This is a genomic window from Providencia sp. 2024EL-00732, from assembly GCF_044006275.1.
GTDB classification, from domain to species: Bacteria; Pseudomonadota; Gammaproteobacteria; order Enterobacterales; family Enterobacteriaceae; genus Providencia; species Providencia huashanensis.
Genome location: NZ_JBIPDG010000003.1, coordinates 284,064 through 307,297, shown reverse-complemented (window position 1 = coordinate 307,297; position 23,234 = coordinate 284,064). Strand labels below are relative to the sequence as shown.

At 36.3% G+C, this 23,234-nt stretch carries 10 protein-coding genes; 8 read left to right on the top strand and 2 right to left on the bottom strand.

Annotated features, from left to right (window positions below; translation table 11 throughout):
- Positions 1-16: 16 nt before the first annotated feature.
- On the top strand, positions 17-2,248 hold the full coding sequence (gene relA, locus ACHB7C_RS08090) for a GTP diphosphokinase (protein ID WP_042848182.1): 2,232 nt from the start codon (positions 17-19) through the stop codon (positions 2,246-2,248).
- A 60-nt stretch (positions 2,249-2,308) separates the two neighbouring features.
- Here relA and ACHB7C_RS08085 read toward each other — a convergent pair whose 3' ends face one another.
- A complete protein-coding gene (locus tag ACHB7C_RS08085) occupies positions 2,309-2,653 on the bottom strand; it encodes a hypothetical protein (RefSeq protein ID WP_198860868.1) in 345 nt (114 codons plus the stop codon).
- 651 nt (positions 2,654-3,304) lie between these two features.
- On the opposite strand from ACHB7C_RS08085, the gene mazG reads away from it, so the two are divergent.
- The 5 genes from mazG (at position 3,305) to ACHB7C_RS08060 (ending at position 15,543) form a co-directional block, all read left to right on the top strand.
- Complete coding sequence (gene mazG / locus ACHB7C_RS08080; protein WP_129466331.1) at positions 3,305-4,099, top strand: nucleoside triphosphate pyrophosphohydrolase; 795 nt, start codon at positions 3,305-3,307, stop codon at positions 4,097-4,099.
- A gap of 569 nt (positions 4,100-4,668) precedes the next feature.
- Complete coding sequence (gene pyrG / locus ACHB7C_RS08075) at positions 4,669-6,306, top strand: glutamine hydrolyzing CTP synthase (RefSeq protein WP_042848176.1); 1,638 nt, start codon at positions 4,669-4,671, stop codon at positions 6,304-6,306.
- 65 nt (positions 6,307-6,371) lie between these two features.
- The gene (eno, locus tag ACHB7C_RS08070) at positions 6,372-7,673 is read left to right on the top strand and encodes a phosphopyruvate hydratase (RefSeq protein WP_042848174.1); all 1,302 of its coding nucleotides are present in this window, start codon (positions 6,372-6,374) and stop codon (positions 7,671-7,673) included.
- 230 nt (positions 7,674-7,903) lie between these two features.
- The gene (locus ACHB7C_RS08065; protein ID WP_395346961.1) at positions 7,904-13,858 is read left to right on the top strand and encodes a TcdA/TcdB pore-forming domain-containing protein; all 5,955 of its coding nucleotides are present in this window, start codon (positions 7,904-7,906) and stop codon (positions 13,856-13,858) included.
- A 299-nt stretch (positions 13,859-14,157) separates the two neighbouring features.
- Entirely contained in the window at positions 14,158-15,543 is a 1,386-nt protein-coding gene (locus ACHB7C_RS08060; protein WP_042848171.1) for a DASS family sodium-coupled anion symporter, read from the top strand.
- 75 nt (positions 15,544-15,618) lie between these two features.
- Here ACHB7C_RS08060 and ACHB7C_RS08055 read toward each other — a convergent pair whose 3' ends face one another.
- A complete protein-coding gene (locus ACHB7C_RS08055; protein WP_042848169.1) occupies positions 15,619-16,557 on the bottom strand; it encodes a filamentous hemagglutinin N-terminal domain-containing protein in 939 nt (312 codons plus the stop codon).
- 237 nt (positions 16,558-16,794) lie between these two features.
- Here ACHB7C_RS08055 and ACHB7C_RS08050 point away from each other — a divergent pair, with 237 nt between their 5' ends.
- Both ACHB7C_RS08050 and ACHB7C_RS08045 read left to right on the top strand, forming a co-directional pair.
- Positions 16,795-18,126 carry a hypothetical protein gene (locus ACHB7C_RS08050; RefSeq protein WP_395346958.1) on the top strand — a complete coding sequence of 444 codons (1,332 nt, stop codon included), beginning with the start codon at positions 16,795-16,797 and terminating at the stop codon, positions 18,124-18,126.
- Positions 18,039-23,201, top strand: a complete 5,163-nt coding sequence (locus ACHB7C_RS08045; RefSeq protein WP_395346998.1) for a TcdA/TcdB pore-forming domain-containing protein — start codon at positions 18,039-18,041, stop codon at positions 23,199-23,201. Before ACHB7C_RS08050 ends, ACHB7C_RS08045 begins: the two co-directional genes overlap by 88 nt.
- Positions 23,202-23,234: the final 33 nt, after the last annotated feature.

The following is a 23,234-nucleotide window of genomic DNA, read 5'->3' as shown; positions in this document are numbered from 1 at the left end:
TCGGTAGGGAGAATATATGGTTGCAGTAAGAAGTGCACATCTTACCCCAGCAGGTGAGTTTGCCCCAGAAAATTGGGTTAATGGTTTAGGTTTGGGCAATAAGCAATCAGAAGAAAAGCTCATCCATACCTGGCAATACTGTCATGACAAATTAGCTGGACAAGAAAAAGCGCCTTTATTGCTATGGCGCGGCATTGAAATGACCGAGATACTCTCTACATTGAGTATGGATATCGGTAGCTTACAAGCAGCTTTGCTTTTCCCTTTAGTCGAAGAAGGGGAGCTAAAAGAGCAAGATGTGATTGATGAGTTTGGTAATTCTATTAACGAACTTGTTAAGGGCGTGTTGGAAATGGACGCAATTCGCCAGCTCAAAGCCACGCAGTCGAGTGAAACAAGCTCGATACAAGTGGATAATATCCGTCGTATGTTACTGTCGATGGTAGAGGATTTCCGCTGTGTTGTCATAAAATTAGCTGAACGCATCGCACATTTACGTGAGGTAAAAGATGCAACAGAAGATGAGCGCGTATTAGCCGCTAAAGAATGTTCAAATATCTATGCGCCTTTAGCGAATCGTTTGGGGATAGGCCAGCTAAAATGGGAACTAGAAGATTTTTGTTTCCGTTATTTGCACCCTGATGAGTATAAAAAAATTGCTAAATTACTCCATGAGCGCCGTATCGATCGTGAAGAATACATTGATAACTTCGTAGGGACATTACGAAAGTATATGTTAAAAGAGAGTATTCAAGCTGATATCTACGGTCGCCCTAAGCATATTTACAGTATCTGGCGCAAAATGAAGAAAAAATCTTTAGCGTTTGATGAACTGTTCGATGTGCGTGCAGTGCGTATTGTCGTCGAACGCTTGCAAGATTGTTATGCTGCTCTAGGGATTGTACACACCCACTTTCGTCATTTGCCGGATGAGTTTGACGATTATGTGGCGAATCCAAAACCAAATGGTTATCAATCGATTCATACGGTGGTACTTGGGCCAAATGGTAAAACCCTTGAAATTCAAATACGAACTCGTCAAATGCATGAAGATGCAGAGTTAGGGGTTGCAGCGCACTGGAAGTATAAAGAAGGCGCAACGGGTGTTGGCAAGGGCAGTAGCTATGAAAACCGCATTGCATGGCTGCGTAAGTTAATTGCATGGCAAGAAGAAATGGCCGATTCTGGTGAAATGCTGGATGAGGTGCGTAGCCAAGTATTTGATGACCGAGTCTATGTCTTTACACCTAAAGGTGATGTCGTTGATTTGCCAACGGGTTCGACGCCACTTGATTTTGCATATCATATCCACAGTGATGTGGGTCACCGTTGTATAGGGGCTAAGATTGGTGGTCGCATCGTGCCATTTAGTTACCAACTACAAATGGGTGATCAAATTGAAATTATTACGCAAAAGCATCCAAATCCTAGTCGTGACTGGTTAAATCCTAACCTTGGCTATGTTACCACTAGCCGTGGACGAGCGAAAATACAAAACTGGTTCCGTAAGCAAGATAGAGACAAAAATATCCTTGCGGGTCGCCAAATATTGGATAGCGAGTTATCTCACCTCGATATTAGTCTTAGAGAAGCAGAAAAGCTGTTGATAGCGCGGTATAACGTTCATTCATTAGATGAAGTTTTAGCGGGTATTGGTGGTGGTGATATTCGTATCAACCAATTAGTTAACTTCCTACAAAGTAAGTTTAATAAGGCGACAGCAGAAGAAGAAGACCGTGCAGCGATGAAGACGCTGGAAAGTAAGTCTTCAGTTCCAAGGGCACCATCTCATGGAAGTGGTCGTGTGGTCGTCGAAGGGGTGGGTAACCTGATGCACCATATTGCGCGTTGTTGCCAGCCAATCCCGGGTGATGAAATTGTCGGTTTTATTACCAAAGGGCGAGGGATTTCCATTCACAGTGCGGATTGTGAACAGTTGGCTGAATTGCAAAGCCATGCCCCTGAGCGTGTTATTGATGCCGTATGGGGGGAAAACTATTCAAGTGGTTATTCTTTAGTCGTCAGGGTAGTCGCAAACGATCGTAGTGGGTTATTACGCGATATTACGACAATTTTAGCGAACGAAAAAGTTAATGTCCTTGGTGTCAGTAGTCGTAGTGATGTTAAACAGCAACTAGCGACAATAGATATGACAATTGAGCTTTATAACATTGAGGTACTAAGCAGGGTACTCGCAAAATTAAATCAGTTACCTGATGTGATAGAAGCAAAACGCCATTCATCATAGGTTGTCGTCAGATATTGAGCCGCAGCGTTGTTGGCTGCGGTCTTTTACTTTAGCCAAATACTATTTTTTTGCGTGAGCAGGGTAATACTTATGAACACTCGCGATCATCGTTTTTTCTTGTGGTGTATTGTGGTCAATGACCGAAAGTAGAGGGTCAACATTGGGATTAGATAAATATTCAGAGGTATCATTACCTCTTAGCACACCTCCATCCCCATATCCTATGACTTCTCTGTTTAATTCATTCGCAAATGATTGATAGACACCATTAGTAACACCAAAGCATGATAGGACATGCAGTGGTTTTTGGGAAACCGTAAGGTCAACATTGTGAACTGATTTTATAGGAGATATCGCCTCTTTTACCGTTAAGTATTTTCTATTGGCCGTATTATTCGAATACATTGAAACTTGTCCATTAGGAGTTCCGTGTATGGTTAGAGCCTCTTCCTTCATTCCTTTAAAATCACTGATATAACCGATTTTAAAGTAGATATCTGATCGAGTACTTTTCTCAAAGCTAAAGGCTTTGCAAGTTTCATACCCTTTACCAACTCCTTTCGGATGAAGGTTGATTGAAGAGTTGCTAATTAATTTTACTTTTTTTTGAAAACAAAGATTTAAGGCGATTTTTTGGTGTGATATCCGTTGTGTTTAGTTCACTGACTGGATACGTAATTTTATTAAACATGCTATTAGCTCTTTAATGTTTTTCTTACCATACTTATTTTTTGGACAGTATTTTTCATAAATGAAGGTAAAAATGTCGAATTTGTTTTTTTTTATCGTCATTGATAGTTGATGAAGGGGAGATAGCTTATTGAATTCCCATATTATACTCGTCATACTTCAAGTTGCATGGAACGGGCATTCAGGTAACTGCATTACGCATTGGTGTATGCCTATCAGACTATTTTTGTTTGTCGTCTACATGCAATTTGCATTAATTAAAATATAAAACTGCCATTGTAAAAATCGTTTCAGTTGGTTCTATCTTGTAATCAGTCAGTGATAAAAAGCCAACGCGTACAAAATCAAAGAAAAAAGGGAATAAAAATGAGTCAGGCCAATCCTCAGATAGAACGCTTATTGTCTATTATGGCACAGCTACGCGACCCTCAAAGCGGTTGTCCATGGGATAAAGTACAGACGTTTAAAACTATCGCACCATACACACTTGAAGAAACTTATGAAGTGTTAGATGCAATAGAGCGTGAAGATTTTGCTGACTTAAAAAGTGAATTAGGGGACTTATTATTTCAGGTGGTTTTCTATGCACAAATGGCGAATGAAAAGTCATTGTTTGATTTTAATGATGTCTGCCAAGCCGTGAGTGATAAGCTTGAGCACCGCCATCCCCATATCTTTGATGCTGATAATACGCTGAGCAGTACAGAGGTGATTGACGGGTGGGAAAAACGTAAATCGAAAGAGAGAGCTGAGAAATCCCAGTTTTCTGTGCTGGATGATATTCCAAGCTCATTACCCGCGCTGATGAAAGCGTATAAAATTCAAAAACGATGTGCATCAGTGGGTTTCGATTGGGATACACTGGGTCCTGTAGTTGGTAAAGTTCATGAAGAATTAGAAGAGGTTATGGAGGAAGCAACTCAGGTTGTTGTCGATGAAACGCGCCTTGAAGAAGAAATTGGTGATTTATTATTTGCCACAGTAAATTTATCTCGCCATTTGGGGCATAAACCTGAAATAGCGCTACAAAAAGCATGCAACAAATTTGAATCTCGTTTTCGTCAAATTGAAAAATGTTTAGCTGAAAGTGGTAAATCTACAGAAAGTGCTACACTTGAGGAGATGGAAGCACTTTGGCAGCAGGTTAAGCGCCAAGAATAAAATGTCTCGTCATATTTCGCACTACAGCGTTGTTGGCTGCGTTCGGCTACACAGGTCACATACTTATGTATGCTCCCCGAGATATCCTCTCTTGCTGCCTAGCTGTAATGCGAACTATTTAGAGCCATTATATGTAAGTATTGAAACTATCTGTCGTTTTAAGATTTGGATATTGTTGGTTTATTCTAAAAGTAATTTATTCAACATTCCCAAACAAAGCTTCAAAAACAATGAATAACGTGGCATTTTTGGGCGTTAAATAGCGGGTGATAGAGTAAATAGTTATTCAAAATCAAAGTTAGTGCAGAATCGCATTTTTTACGCCATATAATCAGCTGAAAGGATTTAGCTTTTGCCTTTAAACTGTGTTAATCTATAAAAACAGACATAGATGACTACTTTTAAAGCGATAAATAATTTTCGTTTTTAACTTGCTGATAATATTAGAGTATTGATGAAATTTAGCCTTATTATGCTTAGAACATTTGTAGCGAAATTAAGGTTCGGGTATACTGTTTTCCCGTCCTGTTATATCCATCATCTTTTAAACCTAAACTTTCAGGTTCAGCATGAAAACTAATTATATTTTTGTGACCGGCGGGGTCGTATCCTCTCTGGGTAAAGGCATTGCCGCAGCCTCTTTGGCGGCTATACTCGAAGCCCGTGGACTCAATGTGACGATTATGAAACTGGACCCCTACATCAACGTAGATCCAGGTACAATGAGCCCTACCCAACACGGGGAAGTTTTCGTTACAGAAGACGGCGCTGAAACTGACTTAGATTTAGGTCATTATGAGCGTTTTATCCGTACCAAAATGACACGTCGCAATAACTTTACGACTGGGCGTGTTTATTCCGAAGTTCTGCGCAAAGAGCGCCGTGGTGATTACTTAGGTGCGACAATTCAAGTTATCCCGCATATCACTAATGAAATCAAAGACCGAATTATCCGTGGTGGCGAAGGCCATGATGTCGTTCTTGTCGAGATTGGTGGTACTGTTGGTGATATTGAATCATTGCCATTCTTAGAAGCTATTCGTCAAATGGCGGCAGAAGTAGGTCGTGAGCGTACTTTATACTTACACTTAACTTTAGTGCCATACCTTGCAGCAGCGGGTGAAGTGAAAACTAAGCCAACGCAGCATTCTGTGAAAGAGTTACTATCAATTGGAATTCAGCCTGACGTATTAATTTGTCGTTCAGACCGTGTTATCCCTGCGAATGAGCGTGCAAAAATTGCGTTATTCTGTAATGTACCAGAAAAAGCGGTTATTTCCTTAAAAGACGTTGATTCTATTTATAAAATCCCAGCATTGTTAAAATCACAAGGTTTGGATGAATATATTTGTAACCGTTTCCGTATCGAATGCCCAGAAGCGAATTTATCTGAATGGGAACAAGTTATTTACGAAGAAGCTAATCCTGCAGGTGAAGTCACTATTGGGATGGTAGGTAAATATGTTGAGTTACCAGATGCATATAAGTCAGTTATTGAAGCACTAAAACACGGTGGTTTGAAAAACCGTTTAACAGTGAACATTAAATTAATTGATTCACAAGATATTGAAACTCGTGGTGTTGAATTACTAAAAGGCTTGGATGCTATTTTAGTTCCAGGTGGTTTTGGTGAACGTGGCATTGAAGGGAAAATTCTGACGGCAAAATATGCACGTGAAAATAACATCCCTTATTTAGGTATTTGTTTGGGAATGCAAGTTGCGTTGATTGAATTTGCTCGTAACGTTGCCAATATGGAAGATGCAAACTCAACAGAATTTAAAGCAGATTGTAAATACCCAGTTGTTGCGTTGATTACAGAATGGCGTGACGAAGAGGGTAACCTTGAAGTTCGCTCTGAGGAGAGTGACCTTGGGGGTACCATGCGAGTCGGCGGTCAGCCATGTCACTTAGTGAATGGTAGCTTAGTGCGTGATATGTATGGTTCAGAAACCATTATTGAACGCCACCGTCATCGTTACGAAGTAAATAATTTACTGTTGAAACGCATTGAAAATGCAGGCTTGAAAATTGCAGGTCGTTCAGTAGATAACAAATTGGTGGAAATTATTGAAAATCCAAATCATCCATGGTTTGTGGCATGTCAGTTCCATCCTGAATTTACTTCTACTCCAAGAGATGGTCACCCATTGTTTGCAGGTTTTGTTAAAGCCGCTGGTAAGTACCAGAAAGGTGAGTTGAAATAAGATATGGGGAAGTCGGTGCAGGTGTGCCAGCTTCCCGAAATTTAACTTGTACTGAGGAAAACCTAATGTCCAAAATTGTTAAAGTGATCGGCCGTGAAATCATTGACTCTCGTGGTAACCCAACTGTAGAAGCTGAAGTTCATTTAGAAGGCGGCTTTGTTGGTTTAGCAGCTGCACCATCAGGTGCATCTACAGGTTCTCGTGAAGCACTGGAACTGCGTGACGGTGATAAAGCACGTTTTCTGGGTAAAGGTGTTCTGAAAGCAGTTGCCGCTGTAAATGGCCCAATCGCAGAAGCCCTAACTGGTAAAGATGCAAAAGATCAAGCCAATATCGACCAAATCATGATTGACCTTGATGGCACAGAAAACAAATCTAAATTTGGTGCAAACGCAATTCTGGCTGTTTCTTTAGCAAGCGCAAAAGCAGCAGCAGCAGCAAAAGGCATGCCTCTGTATGAGCATATCTCTGATCTGAATGGTACTCATGGTCAATATTCTATGCCTTTACCTATGATGAACATCATCAATGGTGGTGAGCATGCAGATAACAACGTTGATATCCAAGAATTTATGATCCAGCCTGTTGGTGCACCAACACTGAAAGAAGCGGTTCGTATGGGTTCTGAAATCTTCCATCACTTAGCTAAAGTACTTAAATCTAAAGGTATGAATACAGCAGTTGGTGATGAAGGTGGTTATGCTCCTAACTTGGAATCAAACGCAGCAGCTTTAGCCGCAATTAAAGAAGCCGTTGAACAAGCTGGTTATGTATTAGGTAAAGACGTTACTCTAGCGATGGACTGTGCAGCATCTGAGTTCTATAACGCAGAAACGGGTAACTACGAGTTAAAAGGTGAAGGCAAAACCTTTACTTCACAAGAGTTTACTCACTATTTAGAAGAACTGACTAAACAGTATCCAATCGTTTCTATCGAAGACGGCCTGAACGAATCTGACTGGGACGGTTTCGCATACCAAACTAAAGTACTTGGTGACAAAATCCAATTGGTTGGTGACGACCTATTTGTAACGAACACTAAGATCTTAAAAGAAGGTATCGATAAAGGTATTGCTAACTCTATTCTGATCAAATTCAACCAAATCGGTTCGTTAACTGAAACTTTGGCTGCAATTAAAATGGCGAAAGATGCCGGTTATACTGCGGTTATTTCTCACCGTTCAGGTGAAACTGAAGATGCAACTATTGCAGATTTAGCTGTAGGTACAGCAGCAGGCCAAATCAAAACCGGTTCTATGAGCCGCTCTGACCGTGTTGCTAAATACAACCAGCTGATTCGTATTGAAGAAGCATTAGGCAAAAATGCGCCATTCAATGGCCTGAAAGAAGTGAAAGGCCAAGCTTAATTTAGTTTGACCTTAATAATATTATTACATGGGAAGCTTAGGCTTCCCTTTTTTATCTACTATTCATAGATAATAAATTTAAATAATTAATATATTATTTTCTACCAGCTGAATTAGTTCTTATTTTAGTTCTATTACCTAATGAGTTATTGCTTAAATTTTTTATAACTAATAGTGTTTAACTGTTTTTATATTAATTTTAACCTGTATTCAATAGGGATGGGTATTTAATGATTGTAATAAATGATGCGCAAAAAAAAATAGGAAAAGAACTAATTAAAAGCAATGATATTAATTTAACTACGTCTAATTTTATCGAGTTTACTCAAAGAAATGCCATTAATACTGATAGCATAACACATTTTGAGCAGCCATTTACAGAAGGTCGAATACAATTCATTAAGGTTGCGGATGGCGCTTATAGTATGGAATATGTCAGTGGTTCTGACGTACTTAGGAATGGAGAAAGTATTGAAAGTTATTTTTTAGGGTGTAACAGAATAAACGATAATAATAAGCGACCTATTTATATAGATATCCCTAAAAATGCAAAAGAAATAAAGTTTTTATTTACAGGGACGCTTTCAGGTCACTCAATAATAGTAACTGACTTAAATTCAGAGAGTTATCGGGTTTATCAAGATAGGCGAACTAATAGTTCTATCCTCTATGATAATGTCGTTATGGCTATTGACTATAATGACTATAGAGTAGAAGGGAGTCACGGAGGAATTGCCGCAGCATATATGCAATATATTAACGGTAAATGGCAACTTTTATTACAAAAGCAAAAATATAAAATAGAGGGCAATATTGCTATCCCTATTTTTCGAGATGAAAACAAACCATTAGATAGCTATCATGCAAGTGTTAATTTTCTATCATACAAAAAGCGAAAATTTATAGAATATAGGGGTAGGTTACACAAGAGAATATTGAATTTAGCAAAGCTATATAATGTTCCTACAAATGATATAAATAAAGATAATTTTGAATTTGACGATTTTTCATTAGATAACTTAGCATCTAATCCTTGGGTGGTAATAATAAACAATATAAGCAATAAAATTAAGTCGGACTCAATCTTACTTAAACAGCTTTTAAAAAAATGGGAATCTGAATTAAAACATTTAGAATCATTAAGTCTTAACAAGGTAAAAGAAAGAAATAGAATTAATGTTTTAAAAACAAAAATAGCCAAAAATAGAATGTATTTATTATTTATAACAGAACAATATGAATCGCTTCTTTCAGAAACTCGGGATGCGGAGCGGAGTTGGTTATGGTATCAAGTCAAAGAAAAAAAAGGGATGGATTGGGTTATTGAACGTAAGTCAATTAAACGACGAAATATCGAGTCTGATCTTTTAATTACAAACCGTTATCATAACTTGGTTTATATCCACAAAAACTCAGATAATATAAAATTCAAAATAGATTTTAATAATGGGATGCAAAAATTTAGTGAGATTAGCATAGCTTTAGTTAGGGATGATATGACATCCCTACAAATGAAAGAAATATATGTAAATCAAAATTTAACTGCATTAAATAGAGGGGCGTTATATAAAAAAATAGAAGAGTCTGAGCATAAAGAATATATCGATAATATATTAAATAAAACGGAAAAAATTAGCGAGCTTTTTTATTTAAATGGTAGTGTAAAAAATCGCCTTGCACCACAAGATTTCTATTTGATGCTTGCTGATGATACATCTAATGGGCGGTGTTATCCATTAGTTAGGGCCATGTCAGTTGCATTATCAAACCGAGGAACAAAGGGCGCTAATTTATTAATTGATAGGTTATTTGTTGCTTCAGCAACCCCCAACGAAACGGATTCTGTTTTGTTTAAATCAGCATTAGCTAAATTACATTCTAATATTAGTGCAGTAGAGGCTTCAATTCCCCATGGATATATGGACTTAAATGACATAAAAAATTTATTAACTTTAAAAGAAAAAAATATGATGTTTGCAGTAAATACAAGAACACATTCCATGTTGATTGGTAAAACAGTTACGGATGGTTATACACTATATTATTTTTATGACCCTAACTTTGGGTTATTCTCTTTTGATAAAAGCAAATCTCTTTTTTCTGCGGTAAATAAGTTTATGATAGATAACCAAATGGCGAAGTATTATTCTGCCTTTGGTACAGATAGTACGCCTACTTTTTCAGTGCTGACAATTGTCAATGATGATATGGCATTAGTTCCTGTTGGTAATTATTTAAATGTTGACAATTTAAGTGATGTAGAGTCTCTCAGTACAGCTTCAGAGCGCCAACAATCGGTTGTTCAACTAATTGAACGACAGGATATAGTTGAAGTAGATATTCAGTTAAAAACATCACTTACTATTTTAGATGCACAGCAGTGGGGGAAATCACTAAGTAAATCGATAGAAAAAATATCATCTGAACATCGGTTAGGGAAAAGTTGGCTTCCTTTATTTTCAAATATCGAGGAAATTGAAGATAACCACTATCGGATTCAATTCATTAATAAAGATGATCCACAATCAACCTATTGGGCTGAAACAACAGACAGCTCATTAATGGCATTTAAAAATTACTATGAAAAAAATATGCTGGCATTTGAGCAATATTATTATATTAATGAAAATAAAGTGGTTCCAAAAGGGGGGGATATTAATACAGTACCTATTGAAGGCTTAAATGCGGGAATAGCAATACAATCTATAATTCAATGGGCTGAAAATAGAACGAAAAAGTTGAGTGAAGATAACGAGAACTCCTCTAATTTATCATTAGCACTTAAATTGCATAGCTATGTTAACTATACGATGACGGCTCATGGGACAATGACCGATGCAGTGAAAATAACGGAATTAGTTAAAACAGTATTAATCGAAGAATCCAATACATCGGCGATGGTAATTAGTGATTTTTCTTTTTCTTTAGCTAATGTAGCAAATGAAGGTGTAGGGCTAATTTTTAATGGTGCAGTTGTTGGCTTTGATATTTATGAACTAGAACATGCAGAAAATGAATCTCAAAACGTGGTGTTTGGTACTCAATTAGCTTTTGATTCAGTAGGGCTAATTGCAGGGGCTGGTAGTGCGGGGGCAGGTTTTTTAGGTGCAGCGAGTACCTCGATGGCTTTGGGAGGTGCGAGTGTTATATTCGCAGGACTTGGCATTGGGTTTGCGGGGCTAGCACGTAATTTTGCTATTATAGGTGATAATGCAAAAGCAGTTGGTCGTTATTTTTATGCTCTTGATCAAGCTTATAAAGGTAATGGATATGATTATTTAAGTGACAAAAAAGCGTTAGTGCCTCGTTTTGGTGCGGTATTTAGAAAAATTGATTTAAGGTCGAAGCAAATTGAGTTTGATAGCCAATATATTTATCGAACCAGTTCAGTATCAGCCGGTGGTGGAAGGAGAAATTATATTTTTTGGGGTGGCAATTTCCCTACAATGGTAATTGATAAAGATAAAGCGATTAATATTCGTGATGGGATAGGCTATCAAAATAAGGTACATAAATTAGAGACCGAAAATGTAGAAGCGCTAATTTTGCCAGTCATACCTAAATCGTATATTAAATATAATTATAACTTATGGCCAGGAGCAACAATGCGCCATGATTGCGGTTTTGATGTGATTAGGCGCCTAGAAAATGAAGATAACTTTGATTATGATTTTTATATATTCCCGAGTGAGAATACAATTACACAAATTTACCATGAATATGTTGATACACCAATTGAAGTTAGGTTAGATAAACAATATAGGTATTTATTTGTTCCAAAATTAGCCAAGGAATGGCATGGGTATATAAAATATGAAATCCAAGGTGGTGGGGGTGAATATCAAATAAGCATACAAGAAGGCGTTAAAATTAAGTTAATGGATGATGATGGGAAGGCATCTCGTTGGGTGATAAATACAGAGCAACTGAATAACCCAAGCATTAAGGTTCTGGAAAATGGCCTGAATATCGGTGGTGTTGAAATAGAAATTTCATCTTATTTAAATAAAGATAATATTTTTGTATTAGATAAAAATAATGAGTTGAGCAAAGTAAATTTTGAAGCATTAACAGTGAGTGTTGTTAGTGAAGATGCGAGTCAATGGGGAAATAGTCAGCAAACGCTTGTTAGTCATCTTAGGCAATTATCTCATGAAAATAAATTATATGAAAAATATATAGTTATAGAAAATTATAAACACAATGAGATAAACGTCGGGCGTGCTTTTTTTGAAATGGATAAAGAACGATTTATATTCATTAATTCAGAAAAATATAAAAATAATAATATGGTCCTTGGAACGGCATTTGACGAAGTGGCATACTTTTATGTATTAAAAAGTAATGTAATGTTGGGGGTTGATATTAGCTCCGGAGATATTCTGTCTGAGTATAAAATGACCTATCCGGAAACTGCTTCAATTGAAATTATTGATATATGGCAAGAGGATGAAAGTATTTATATTTCATGTGAAATAATGGTAAAAGGTAATTTAGTTAAAACTACCCACTTATTTTATAATAATAAAATACAGTTGTTGAGTATTACCATTGATGTGATATCACAAGAAAATCCCTCTGAATTATTTGATAAGATATCATCAAATAAAACGGTGTCTTTTTTAGCTGAACATATGGTAGGTATTACAGACAATGGTCGGATATCAAACTATACTACTTCTGAATTAGCAAAAATAGTTATGATATCAGAAGAAAGTGAAGGTAAGGTATCACAGCGTTATTGGTATTTTATAGAAAATGATAAAATAATAATTCCTAATTATAATTCTATAAGAGAAAGAGGTGGTTTATCATTAAATCCGACTAAAGAGGATACATCTCTACTTTCTAATTTATTTTTAGTGGGGGGCTTGTTAGATGAAAAAGGAAATGAAGTATTTTATTTTTATAATGATAAGAATAAAATAATCTATCGCCAAGAAAGTTTTGAAAAACAAAATTTAAACTCAACGTCATCAGTCATGGAGAGTATTGAGATACCTGATTTAAAAAATGTTATTCTTTGGGAAAAAAGTATTTTAGCCATAGATGTTTATGGAATAGTCTATCAAATAAATGCAGATGGGAAATCACATCAAGTCGCACTTAATACTTTTTGGTTTGAGCAACACCCTTTTTGGTGGGATAGTTTGAATGAATTATTCAGTGACTTGCCTATACTGACATTATTCGGTATTAAATCGTCAAATGGTAAGGATACGGTACCTGCATGGTATGTAGATAACAAAGTTGTTATCGCCCAAGAATTGTTAACAGGAAACACACTAAAATTATTAGGTAGAAATAAGGACGACTCCGGTGTACTTATTTTTGATACAGTTAGTCGTAAAATTTACATACAAAAGTACGCAACTCCTGAGCAGTTAAGAGACTCGTTTGGTTCCGGTTACCAAATTAAGGAGGTTTCTAGCTTGCCTTCTATTATTGAATTACATCCTAATACTAAGTTTAAAAGTGTCAAAAGAGTCAATTCAGGGGTGCTTCTTTTTACAGAAAATGATGAAATACTTTATCATGATATAATTTTAAATGGTGAGGATAAACCTAGCCCTGTGGGGACATCATTAATTATCCAAGCAAAAAAAGAGAATGGAATACTTATTCCTCCAGTCATTTCTAATGTTAAAAATTTAGTATTGAGCGGAGGTGAGGGACTAGGTAGGTATGTATTAATCAGATCTGTTTGGCGGCACTATAAGGTAATTGTTATTGATAATTACGCAAATGACTCTTTAATAGATACAATCTCTTTGCCTGTTGATGATTTAGATTCTTTACTAGTAAATCAGTACAATGATGATCTGCTTTTAACTGACCCCAGTACGGGGACAATATTAATGTTACGCCAAGTTTTCGGAGAACAATCTCAAACTCATAAACATTTACAGATAAACTGTATTAATAAGTTTGCTTCGTACAACGTGGATGAACTGATTCAGAAAGCATCATTTGAAAGTCGATTGAGTACTGAAGTTAGTTTAAGAAAAAAGCTTGAGAGTGCCCCTTATAAAGGGGAGTTTAGTGATCTTAGTATATCTAGGTTAACTGAAGTGATGGCGCCTTTTAGCAGTGAGAAATCATTTTTAACCAGTGACGCAACAAATCAACATCTTCAAAAACATACATCTGAACAGGTTTTTTCTTTATTTAATGAAAAACAGTAATTGTTAATTATGGATTAAAATACAGCCAGTGTTGTTAGGCTGGCTGACATAAGATGCTAAGCTTAGCGAGGCTTGTTTCTATCGGGGACTTAGGGCAGCATATCTAAGCTACTTTAATCGATAAAGTCGATTATTTATTGTCATTACAATGAAAAAATAGCTAAATTACACAACATAGATCGCAATTTTGGAGTATCCACATTTTCATCCTAATAAATTAACTCTATATTTCACTTCTCGTAAATAAATATTAACAATAAAACTCGAAACTGAATTTGCTTCCGAGCTATGGAGTTTACATGGATGCTTCTGAATCTTTAACACCAGCAGTAGGGCCTGGTCCATCAAACAAGCGGGGTTGGATAATCTTAGCGGTTGATATCGTACTATTGCTGTTACTGTTGAAATACTTGCCATTTGATGACAAAGCTAATGCAGGCCTCGCTATGATGGTCTTTATTGGCGTGCTTTGGTTGACCGAAGCTATTCACGTTACAATCACTGCTTTATGTATTCCAATTCTCGCTGTAGTGCTTGGGTTAATGAATACAGGTGATGCGCTGAAATCTTTTGCGAACCCAATTATCTTTTTATTTTTTGGTGGGTTTGCATTAGCAACAGCATTGCACATTCAAGGTCTTGACAGGCTAATTGCTAATCGTTTACTGATGGCAGCTCGCGGTCGCTTGTCTGTTGCTGTTTTATTATTATTTGGCGTTACAGCTTTACTGTCGATGTGGATCAGTAACACTGCAACTGCTGCTATGATGCTACCGTTAGTGTTGGGTATTTTATCTAACCTAGATGTTCGCCATGAACGTAACACTTTTGTATTTGTATTATTGGGTGTTGCGTATAGTGCCAGTATTGGTGGTTTGGGGACCATTGTTGGTAGCCCACCTAATGCGATCGCAGCTGCTGCATTAGGGTTAGATTTCTTATCATGGATGAAATACGGTATTCCTATCATGGTGGTATTACTGCCAATGATGTTTGTATTGATGTATATGATGCTGCGTCCTAATCTTAAACACCGTTTTGAAATTGAATTAGAACACGTGGAATGGAATGGTAAACGCATAACAACAATGGTTATTTTCTTATTAGCTGTTGTATGTTGGATCACCAGTACATTTATCAGTGATGCATTCGGTGGTGTTAAAGACTTAGATACTATTATTGCAGTCAGTGCCGCGATCCTAATTGGTATTTCTGGCGTAGCTAGTTGGGCGCAAATTCAAAAGAATACTGAATGGGGCGTGCTAATGTTATTTGGTGGAGGTTTGACCCTGAGCGCAATTTTAAGCTCTTCAGGTGCGAGCCGCATCATGGCAGATTGGATGCAATTAACATTTGGCCAAAGTCACTGGTTTGTGATTATTATCGCCGTCACAGCTTTTATCATCATTTTAACCGAATTTACCAGTAATACAGCGAGTGCGGCATTATTAGTGCCTATTTTTGCGACAGTTGCTGAGGCATTAGGTATGCCAGTTATTGTATTAACGATGATCATTGGTATTGGTGCATCTTGTGCATTTATGTTACCAGTTGCGACACCACCAAATGCGATTGTGTTCGGTTCTGGCTATATTAGGCAAATCGAAATGGTGCGGGTTGGGGCAGTGTTGAACGTTGCTTGTATCATAGTGATTTCACTGTTTGCATGGTTCGTTTGGATGTAACTTAAGCCCAAATTTGAATTAACACACGGCCTCTTATTCGGAGGCCGTTTTGTTTGTTATTTCGTAAGATTGGTATTACTGGGGTGGCTGAGCGATGAGTATTTGTTGGTTTTTACCTATCTTTATAGCACCTTTATCTGAAAGCATAATATCACCGTCTCCACGTACTGAAAGACTCATTGCACTGATAAGGCCTTTAATATCAATTTTATTTTGTGGGCAAAGGAAGTTATCTTGGCATTGGTACTGATGGCTCTCAAGTGTAATATTTCTCCCAGTTAATTTTGCTTGTTCGTCCAGTTCAAATTGGTTTCCTTGGATGTAAGGAATGTCTGTTTTAAACTTTGAGCTATATTTAATGACTGCTTCACTAGGTGACAGTGTACCGATACCGGATGCACTAATATAATTTTGTATAGCTGCATTGATATTGAGAGTGTTTTGTAGCTTTATTTGGTCAGCGAATACATTTATTTTTGACAATAATATAGGGTTACCTTGTTGTTGAGTAATGGTGACAAGGCTATCTGGCTGGGTTGAAAACTTTAGTTGGCTGTAGTCCTCTAATTTTTTTGGTTCAAGTTGGTTATCTTTTTCTTTATTTTTGATATATTGCCTTTCAAACTTTCCTGCTACTAATGACAAACTATTTATATTATTAGTTATGCCATTCTTCCATGAAATACCATTTGGGTTTGCGATAACTAGGTTAGCCCGTTGGCCTTTTATGCCTAAAACTCCTTGTAATTGGCTTTCTTCATTTCCTGTTACTTCAGCAAATATAAGCTTGGCAGCTTTATTATTAAGATTGCTATTGCTGTTTATATCATTGTTAAAAACTAAACCGTCTTCATTGGAAGATAAACTCTCAAAAGTATTGAATGAAATATGGTTTTTAAGTGGAGCTTCAATGTTAATGACTTTTGCTTTATCGATGTTGGGAGGGGTTGAGTTAGAAATAAAAGGTAGAAATAAACTTAGATATGTGGCGGTTTTTACAATTATTAATTTCATATATAACTTCCTTGCTATTATAATGACTCCTGAACAGTGTTGATTATACTTAAAAGTAAGGTTTTTAAAATAACAAAAAAAACACCATGATAATAAAAAATATCAGTTATTTCCCATGGTGACTGTATGGGGTTTATTTGTTTATTTTTGTTTTTTAGTTGAATTATTTAAATTTATAGTGTTAATTAATAAATGATTATTTAATTAATAGATTATTACATCAAAGGAATGATATAAATGTTGAATGATAAATATAGTTTGCTAGATTTTTTAATTATAAAAAAACATTTTGGGATTAAGCTAATATATGTAGGAAATGTATTAGCACAGAAAATAATGCAAGTTAGCCCCGAATTAATAGCTCAAGTATTGCGGGATAGATCTTTAAAAACGGGCCTTTTGGGGCGAAGGATACAAACAAAAAATGGTCTTGCAAGCCATGATATTCAGCAATTAGCCACAGACCCATTATCCTTTATTAGACTGAATGCCATTAGTGGCGATAACATGACAAAAATGGGGAAGCTTCCTCCACACGGCCGTGCTCAATTAGTCAAGCTAGCACCAAACAGTTATGCAGCTGAATATCTGTATGAGCCTTCAAGAATGGACCCTAAATTAGCCGTTGAAGCCTATTTTTTAGGCTATAATGGGGCTAATCAGTCAATTAAAACACCTGCTTATGTTGATATACCTATACAAGCAACTGAAAATAGCTTTTTATTTACAGGGTCTTTGACAGGGTGCTCTGTTATTGTCACAAAGTTAAACGAGACAACATACCGTGTTTATCATGATGGCCGAGTAAACAGTTCAGTATTATATGATAACGTAGTAATGGCATTTGATTTTAAAGATTATCAAATATCTGGCACTGAAGAAGGGCTTGCCGTTGCTTATATGCAGTTTAATCATGGTGGGTGGCAATTATTACTACAACGCCAAGAATATGAAGTCATTAATGGCACTCCCACCCCCATATTGCGTAGAAATAGTGCCTCGATTAGTGCTTTATACCCAAATGAGCGGCTTTCTCATGATGTTTTAGATAAATTTAACCTTCATCGTAATGAAATACATAAAAAATTAAAACAAATTGCAAGTGAATTTGGTATTGATACTGATAATATTTTAGATGGCGTGTATTTTGAAGGGGAGTTTTCATTACAGCATCCTGCTATTACGCCTTGGTTAAATTTACGTGATGAGATAAAAATTCAAATTGCTAAAAATATTAATATACTAAATAATAAAATAGAAGAAATAAATTTAGAATTGACAGCGTTAAATAGAAAAGAAACACATAGTAATGAGGATTCGATTAGAATTGCACAATTTAAAAAATCTATTGAGGAACATAAGATTACACGTGGATACTATAGGCAGAAGTATGGTTCTATTTTGGCAGAAGCATTAGTCGTTGAACGCAATTGGTTATGGTTACAAATAAAAAACAACATGGGGAATCTTCAATTATTCAAATGGAAGACCCGAGTATCCAGAGTGGAATTAATTTTAAAACCCAGCCAATTGAAAAGCTTTATGAGCTGGTGTTATATAATGACATAGTAAAACATAATGTTAAATTTAATGAGGGTATTGAACAATATGATCAGATAGTTATTGATGGTTTTAATGATGATATGTCATCATTAAAAATGAAAGAGTTATATATTAAGAGTGAATTAAGTATTGAAAAGAGGGGGGCTTTATACCAACATATAATTAGAAAGGAGAAAGCAGAGTTTGAAAGTAATATTTTAAGCTTCACTTTGAAATCTAATTCATTGTTTCGAGACGCGGGGGGGATTGACCAACGAATTGCTCCCCAAGATTTTTACTTGCCTTTAATGGGGGATAATTCGGGGGGGCGTTGTTATCCTTTAGTTAGGACGATGTCTGTTGCATTAAAGTCAGAGGGGATGATAGGTGCAAATAAATTTCTTAATAAAATGTTTTTTGCAGCAGCATCACCTGAAGATAAAAACTCAATTTTATTAAAATTTGCACTGGAGAATCTCCATTTAAATATAGAGGCGACTCAGGCATCAACAGTTCTTGGTACATTTGAATTAAATAAGGTAAAAGAAATTCTGGTTGATTCTAAAGGATCAAATATGTATGCACTTAATAGTGTTACACACTCGATGCTATTAGGGAAAACGATAATTAATGATGAAACAAATTATTATTTTTATGATCCTAACTTTGGTATTTATGCTTTTGATGATCCTGATAAATTATTTTCTGCTTTGAATAAATTTATGTTTGAAAATAACATGGCTCAGCACTATTCAGTTGTCGGTGGTCAATTTGAAATGGTATCAATTGATACAGAGCAAATGTCTGATGTTCAAATTGGTAGCCGTTTAACTGTTGCCGATTTAGTTCAGTCGGATGATTTAACGGAGTCTATTCACCAAAGCGAGGAGGTAGCAGAGATAATTGCTCGTCAAGACTTAATCGCAAGAGACAAGCAAATACAGGCTTCCTTAGCCATTTTAGAGTCAGAGCGGTTGGGAGAACGCCTTGAATCGGCTCTTTATGAAGTGATTAATAAACATCAATTAGATGAAAAGTGGTTACCCGTTTTTGAAAATGTTGAGAAATTGAGCGATGACCGATACCGCATTCAATTTATTCACCAAGACGTAGAAGCAAAAACACGGTGGATTGAAACAGAAAACGCAACATTTTTTGAATTTAAAGAATATTTTCATAAACAGATAGCAATACTAAAGAAAAATTATTCTTTTAATGGTAAGGAGTTACAAAGAAAAAGTGGTATTGGGGAAGCGGAACATGTAGATGGCCTCAATATAGCAATGGGTATACAAGCAATAATTCAATGGTCTGCAAATCGAAATCGCAAGGCAGCGGCTTCTTCGGAACAGCCATCAAATCTAGAAACAGCATTACGTATTCATACTTACATTAGTTATTCAATGATGGCACATGGGGTGATCAATGATGCTGCTAAAGTAGGGAAAATAGCTTACTCATTGTGGCGAGAAGGAAGCGTAGCGGCTAAAACAATGATGAACAATTTTTCTTTATCGCTAGTACGTATGGCAAATGAAGGGCTTGGTATTCTTTTCCAAGGAGCAATGGTTGTATTTGATATTTATGAGTTAGCTAATGCACAAAATGAAGCACAAAGAGCCGTGTTCGGAACGCAATTGGCTTTTGACTCAGCGTCACTCGGAGCTGGTCTTGTCGGTATAGGTGCCTCTATACTCGGTGCTGAAACCGTCGCAGGTATTACTGGGCCATTATCTGTACCGATTATGGGGGTAGGGATTGGTTTTACTGCTTTAATCAATATTAATGAACGCCACGCACAAAAAGCAACTGCTGTTGGTCTGGAATTTACGGCTTATCAGCAAAGTTACCAGAATGCGGCAATAGCTTATGATGATGAAAAAAAACTTTTAATCCCAACTTATGGAGTAGTAATAGAAGAAATTAACTTTCAAAGAGGTTTTTTTAAACTGGGGAGTCAATATATCTACCGTGGTGAAAACATGACATGGACTATTCCGCATTGTTGTATGAGTGATTTTCAGTCAGCGCCACGAGCAGATATTGATAGAAAGAATGCCATTAATATTAGGGAAGCGGTTGGCGTTGTAGATAATCAGGTCAGCTTTGATGGGGGACAGTCTCATATTATTGTGTTGCCCGTCGTTCCGCAATCTTATATTCGTTATAACTACAGTGTTCTTTTCGGGGGAACAGTACGTGATGATAATGGCTTTTCAATATTGCGGAAAATGGAGGAAGACTACCAATTTTATTTTGATTTTCTCTATTGTAGTGCCGAGTACATAATCTCAGAATTAGTGCATGAGTATGTCAATACTAAAATTCAAGTTACGCTTAACACTGAAAATAAACATTTGGTTGTTCCACTAATGCCTGAACCATGGCGAGGTCATATAGAACATGTTGTTAAAGGGAATGGCGGGGAATATCAAATTACAGTTAACCATGGTGCTTCCTTGCGGCTAATGGAAGGCTTAAGCAGTGATAAGCTATCCCAATGGATACTTGATACAAGTCTGATTGATGATGGTAAAGAACTTAACGTTTCATTTTATGATGACCATATTAAAATAAATGGGTTTACGATTGGAATTGATGCTACAGCTAAATCAAGCCTGATAAAAGTTATTAATAGTAAGAATGAGCTTAATATAATTAACTTTAGTGCTCAAACAATTGAACCCATTAGTTTAGATGGACACCGATGGAGTGTAAAAGGCCAATCTATTGAACAACACCTTAATGAATTAGCGGATAAACATGAATTACATGGGCAATATGTAGTAGTTAATAGTTATCAGCATAATGGCTTAGATGTTGGGCGTGCTTTTTATGACGTTGCAACAAAACGTATGTTATTTACGAATTCATTATCAGAAGAAAACCAAACAGCAGAATTAATCGGCGTTATTGGTGATGTGGTTTATTTCTATTCGAGAGAAAAAGCGATAGCTTGGCAAGCCAATGTTAAGACCGGCGATATTACCCATAAAATAGAGGCTTCATCAGTTTTAGGTAGTGGAGCAGAAATTGTTCATGCTTCATTAGAATATAATCAATTTAATATTACATTACGTCAAAATCATCTGGGGCAGAAAATAGATAGCACTTATCGAGTGCTTAGAGATAAATTAGAGCTAACAAAGGTATTTAATAATAGAAAGTTAATTAATATGCTTCATAATACCCCGACTATATTATCTCAAGAACAACGTCAAAAACTGTTACAACATGACTACTTAGTTTTTTCTGATGAAGTAATAAATTCTAGTTCAGATTTATACATGCCTATTGAGCCAAATGTTAGGAAAGTCGTCATACTCACAGAACAGGAGCAAAACCACGAAAGGGAACAAGGTTTTACTTATCATCCTGAACATATTGGAAACCCTAGTTCACAGACCGAAACTTCCGTTGGGAAAATCGTAAAGCTAATAGGGACAGACAAAGGTTTTACTTACCGTTATTGGTTACGAAGTGAGAGTGGGACATTAATTAAGTGTAATTTAGCCAGACCTGATAATTATGATAGCCAGCTAAGTTCACAGTTATTACGGCGATATTCCATAACGGCAGAAAAACAAGTCGAAATTGATTTGCTATTAGCTAAACCAGGTATACCACTAAAAACAATTATGGAAAGTTCTCATTTTGGTATATCACAAGAACACTTAATACGAGCTGAGAATTTATTTAAAATTAGTGGAAAGAAAGCAACCTTAGCCAAGGTTTTGGGGGTAGTTCATGATCTCTATGACTTGAGAAGCGACCAGTGGGTATGGCAATCACCTGAAGATTTAATATTGGTTGGTAGCCTGTTTAATCAAAGTGGACAGGAAGTATTCTTTTTTTATAGTCGAAAAGAAGATGTAGTTTTTTACCAAGAGGGGCTTGGGCAAGATATTATTGAACCAAATAACCCAACGGCTTTACGTTTAAATTTCCGCCAGATCGAGAACGTTATTAACTGGCAGAATAATATTTTAATTATTCAAGATGATGGCACAGTAAAGCAACTTAATGCTGACGGCACTGCTGATACAGTTGCCCTTAATAAAAATTGGTTTAATAAGTCAATTTTTAAGTGGAGTAATTTCAACCAATTTTCAAATGAAAAACACCCTATTGCGTTATTTGGGTTAAAAGGTGCTGATGGGAAACGTATATTACCTGCATGGTATTTAAAAGGTAAAATTATCATATCACCATCATTTTCACCGGAGAGTGAATTACAAATCATGGGGTTTGATGATGCTAAACAGCAGGGCATAATTTTTGATACAAAATCAAAGAAATTATATCAAGTAAAGGCAATTGACTCTGCTCAATTTAACCGCATTTTTGATCAGAATAGGGTTATGATACACCCTGAGAACCTACCTGAATATATGGATTTATACCCAAACCTCAGCTTTAAGTCCGTAAAAAAAATAGCGGGTGGTTTAATGCTACAAATAGATAGTGATGAAATTATATATCACCCAATTTTGCAGAATAATAAACAGCTAAGTTCATCGTTAATTATAAAAGGAACAAGGGGTGATGATAATTTAAAGTTAGAGGAATTCAGAAATACATTTGTTTTGATTATTAGCTTAGGTGAAGGCTCAGATACGTATAATTTCGAGAAAGCAGATTGGCAGTATTATAAAGCGATTATTATCAATAATTACTCGGCAGATCGGGTTGTTGATCGGCTAGTTCTCCCCATAGAAGCTCAACTGGGGGATATATATGCTAGTCGCCAAGGGGAGGATTTAATCATTACGGACCCAATAAACAATACATCGTTATGTATATATAAAGCTTATAGCTCACAGGCTGACTCCTACCGTCACCTACAAATTCAAATTGGTGAAACTGAACAATTTATTGATATTAGTATTCTTGCTGAACGCCCTCAGGTTCGTCATGGCTTAATGTATTTATCCGCTTATTTTAATGAGCAGCTAAGAATAAATGACGAAATTGCGCTATTAGGGGGATTTACAACTCAAATGGCTGTGGATGATGGAGTCAATACGTTGCAGAAATTAGCCTTAGGGCAAGGGCAACGTTATTCCGATACATTATTATTCGATACAGTGAATCAACATTAAATAGTGATCAGGTTAAAAAAAAGAGCCACGTAA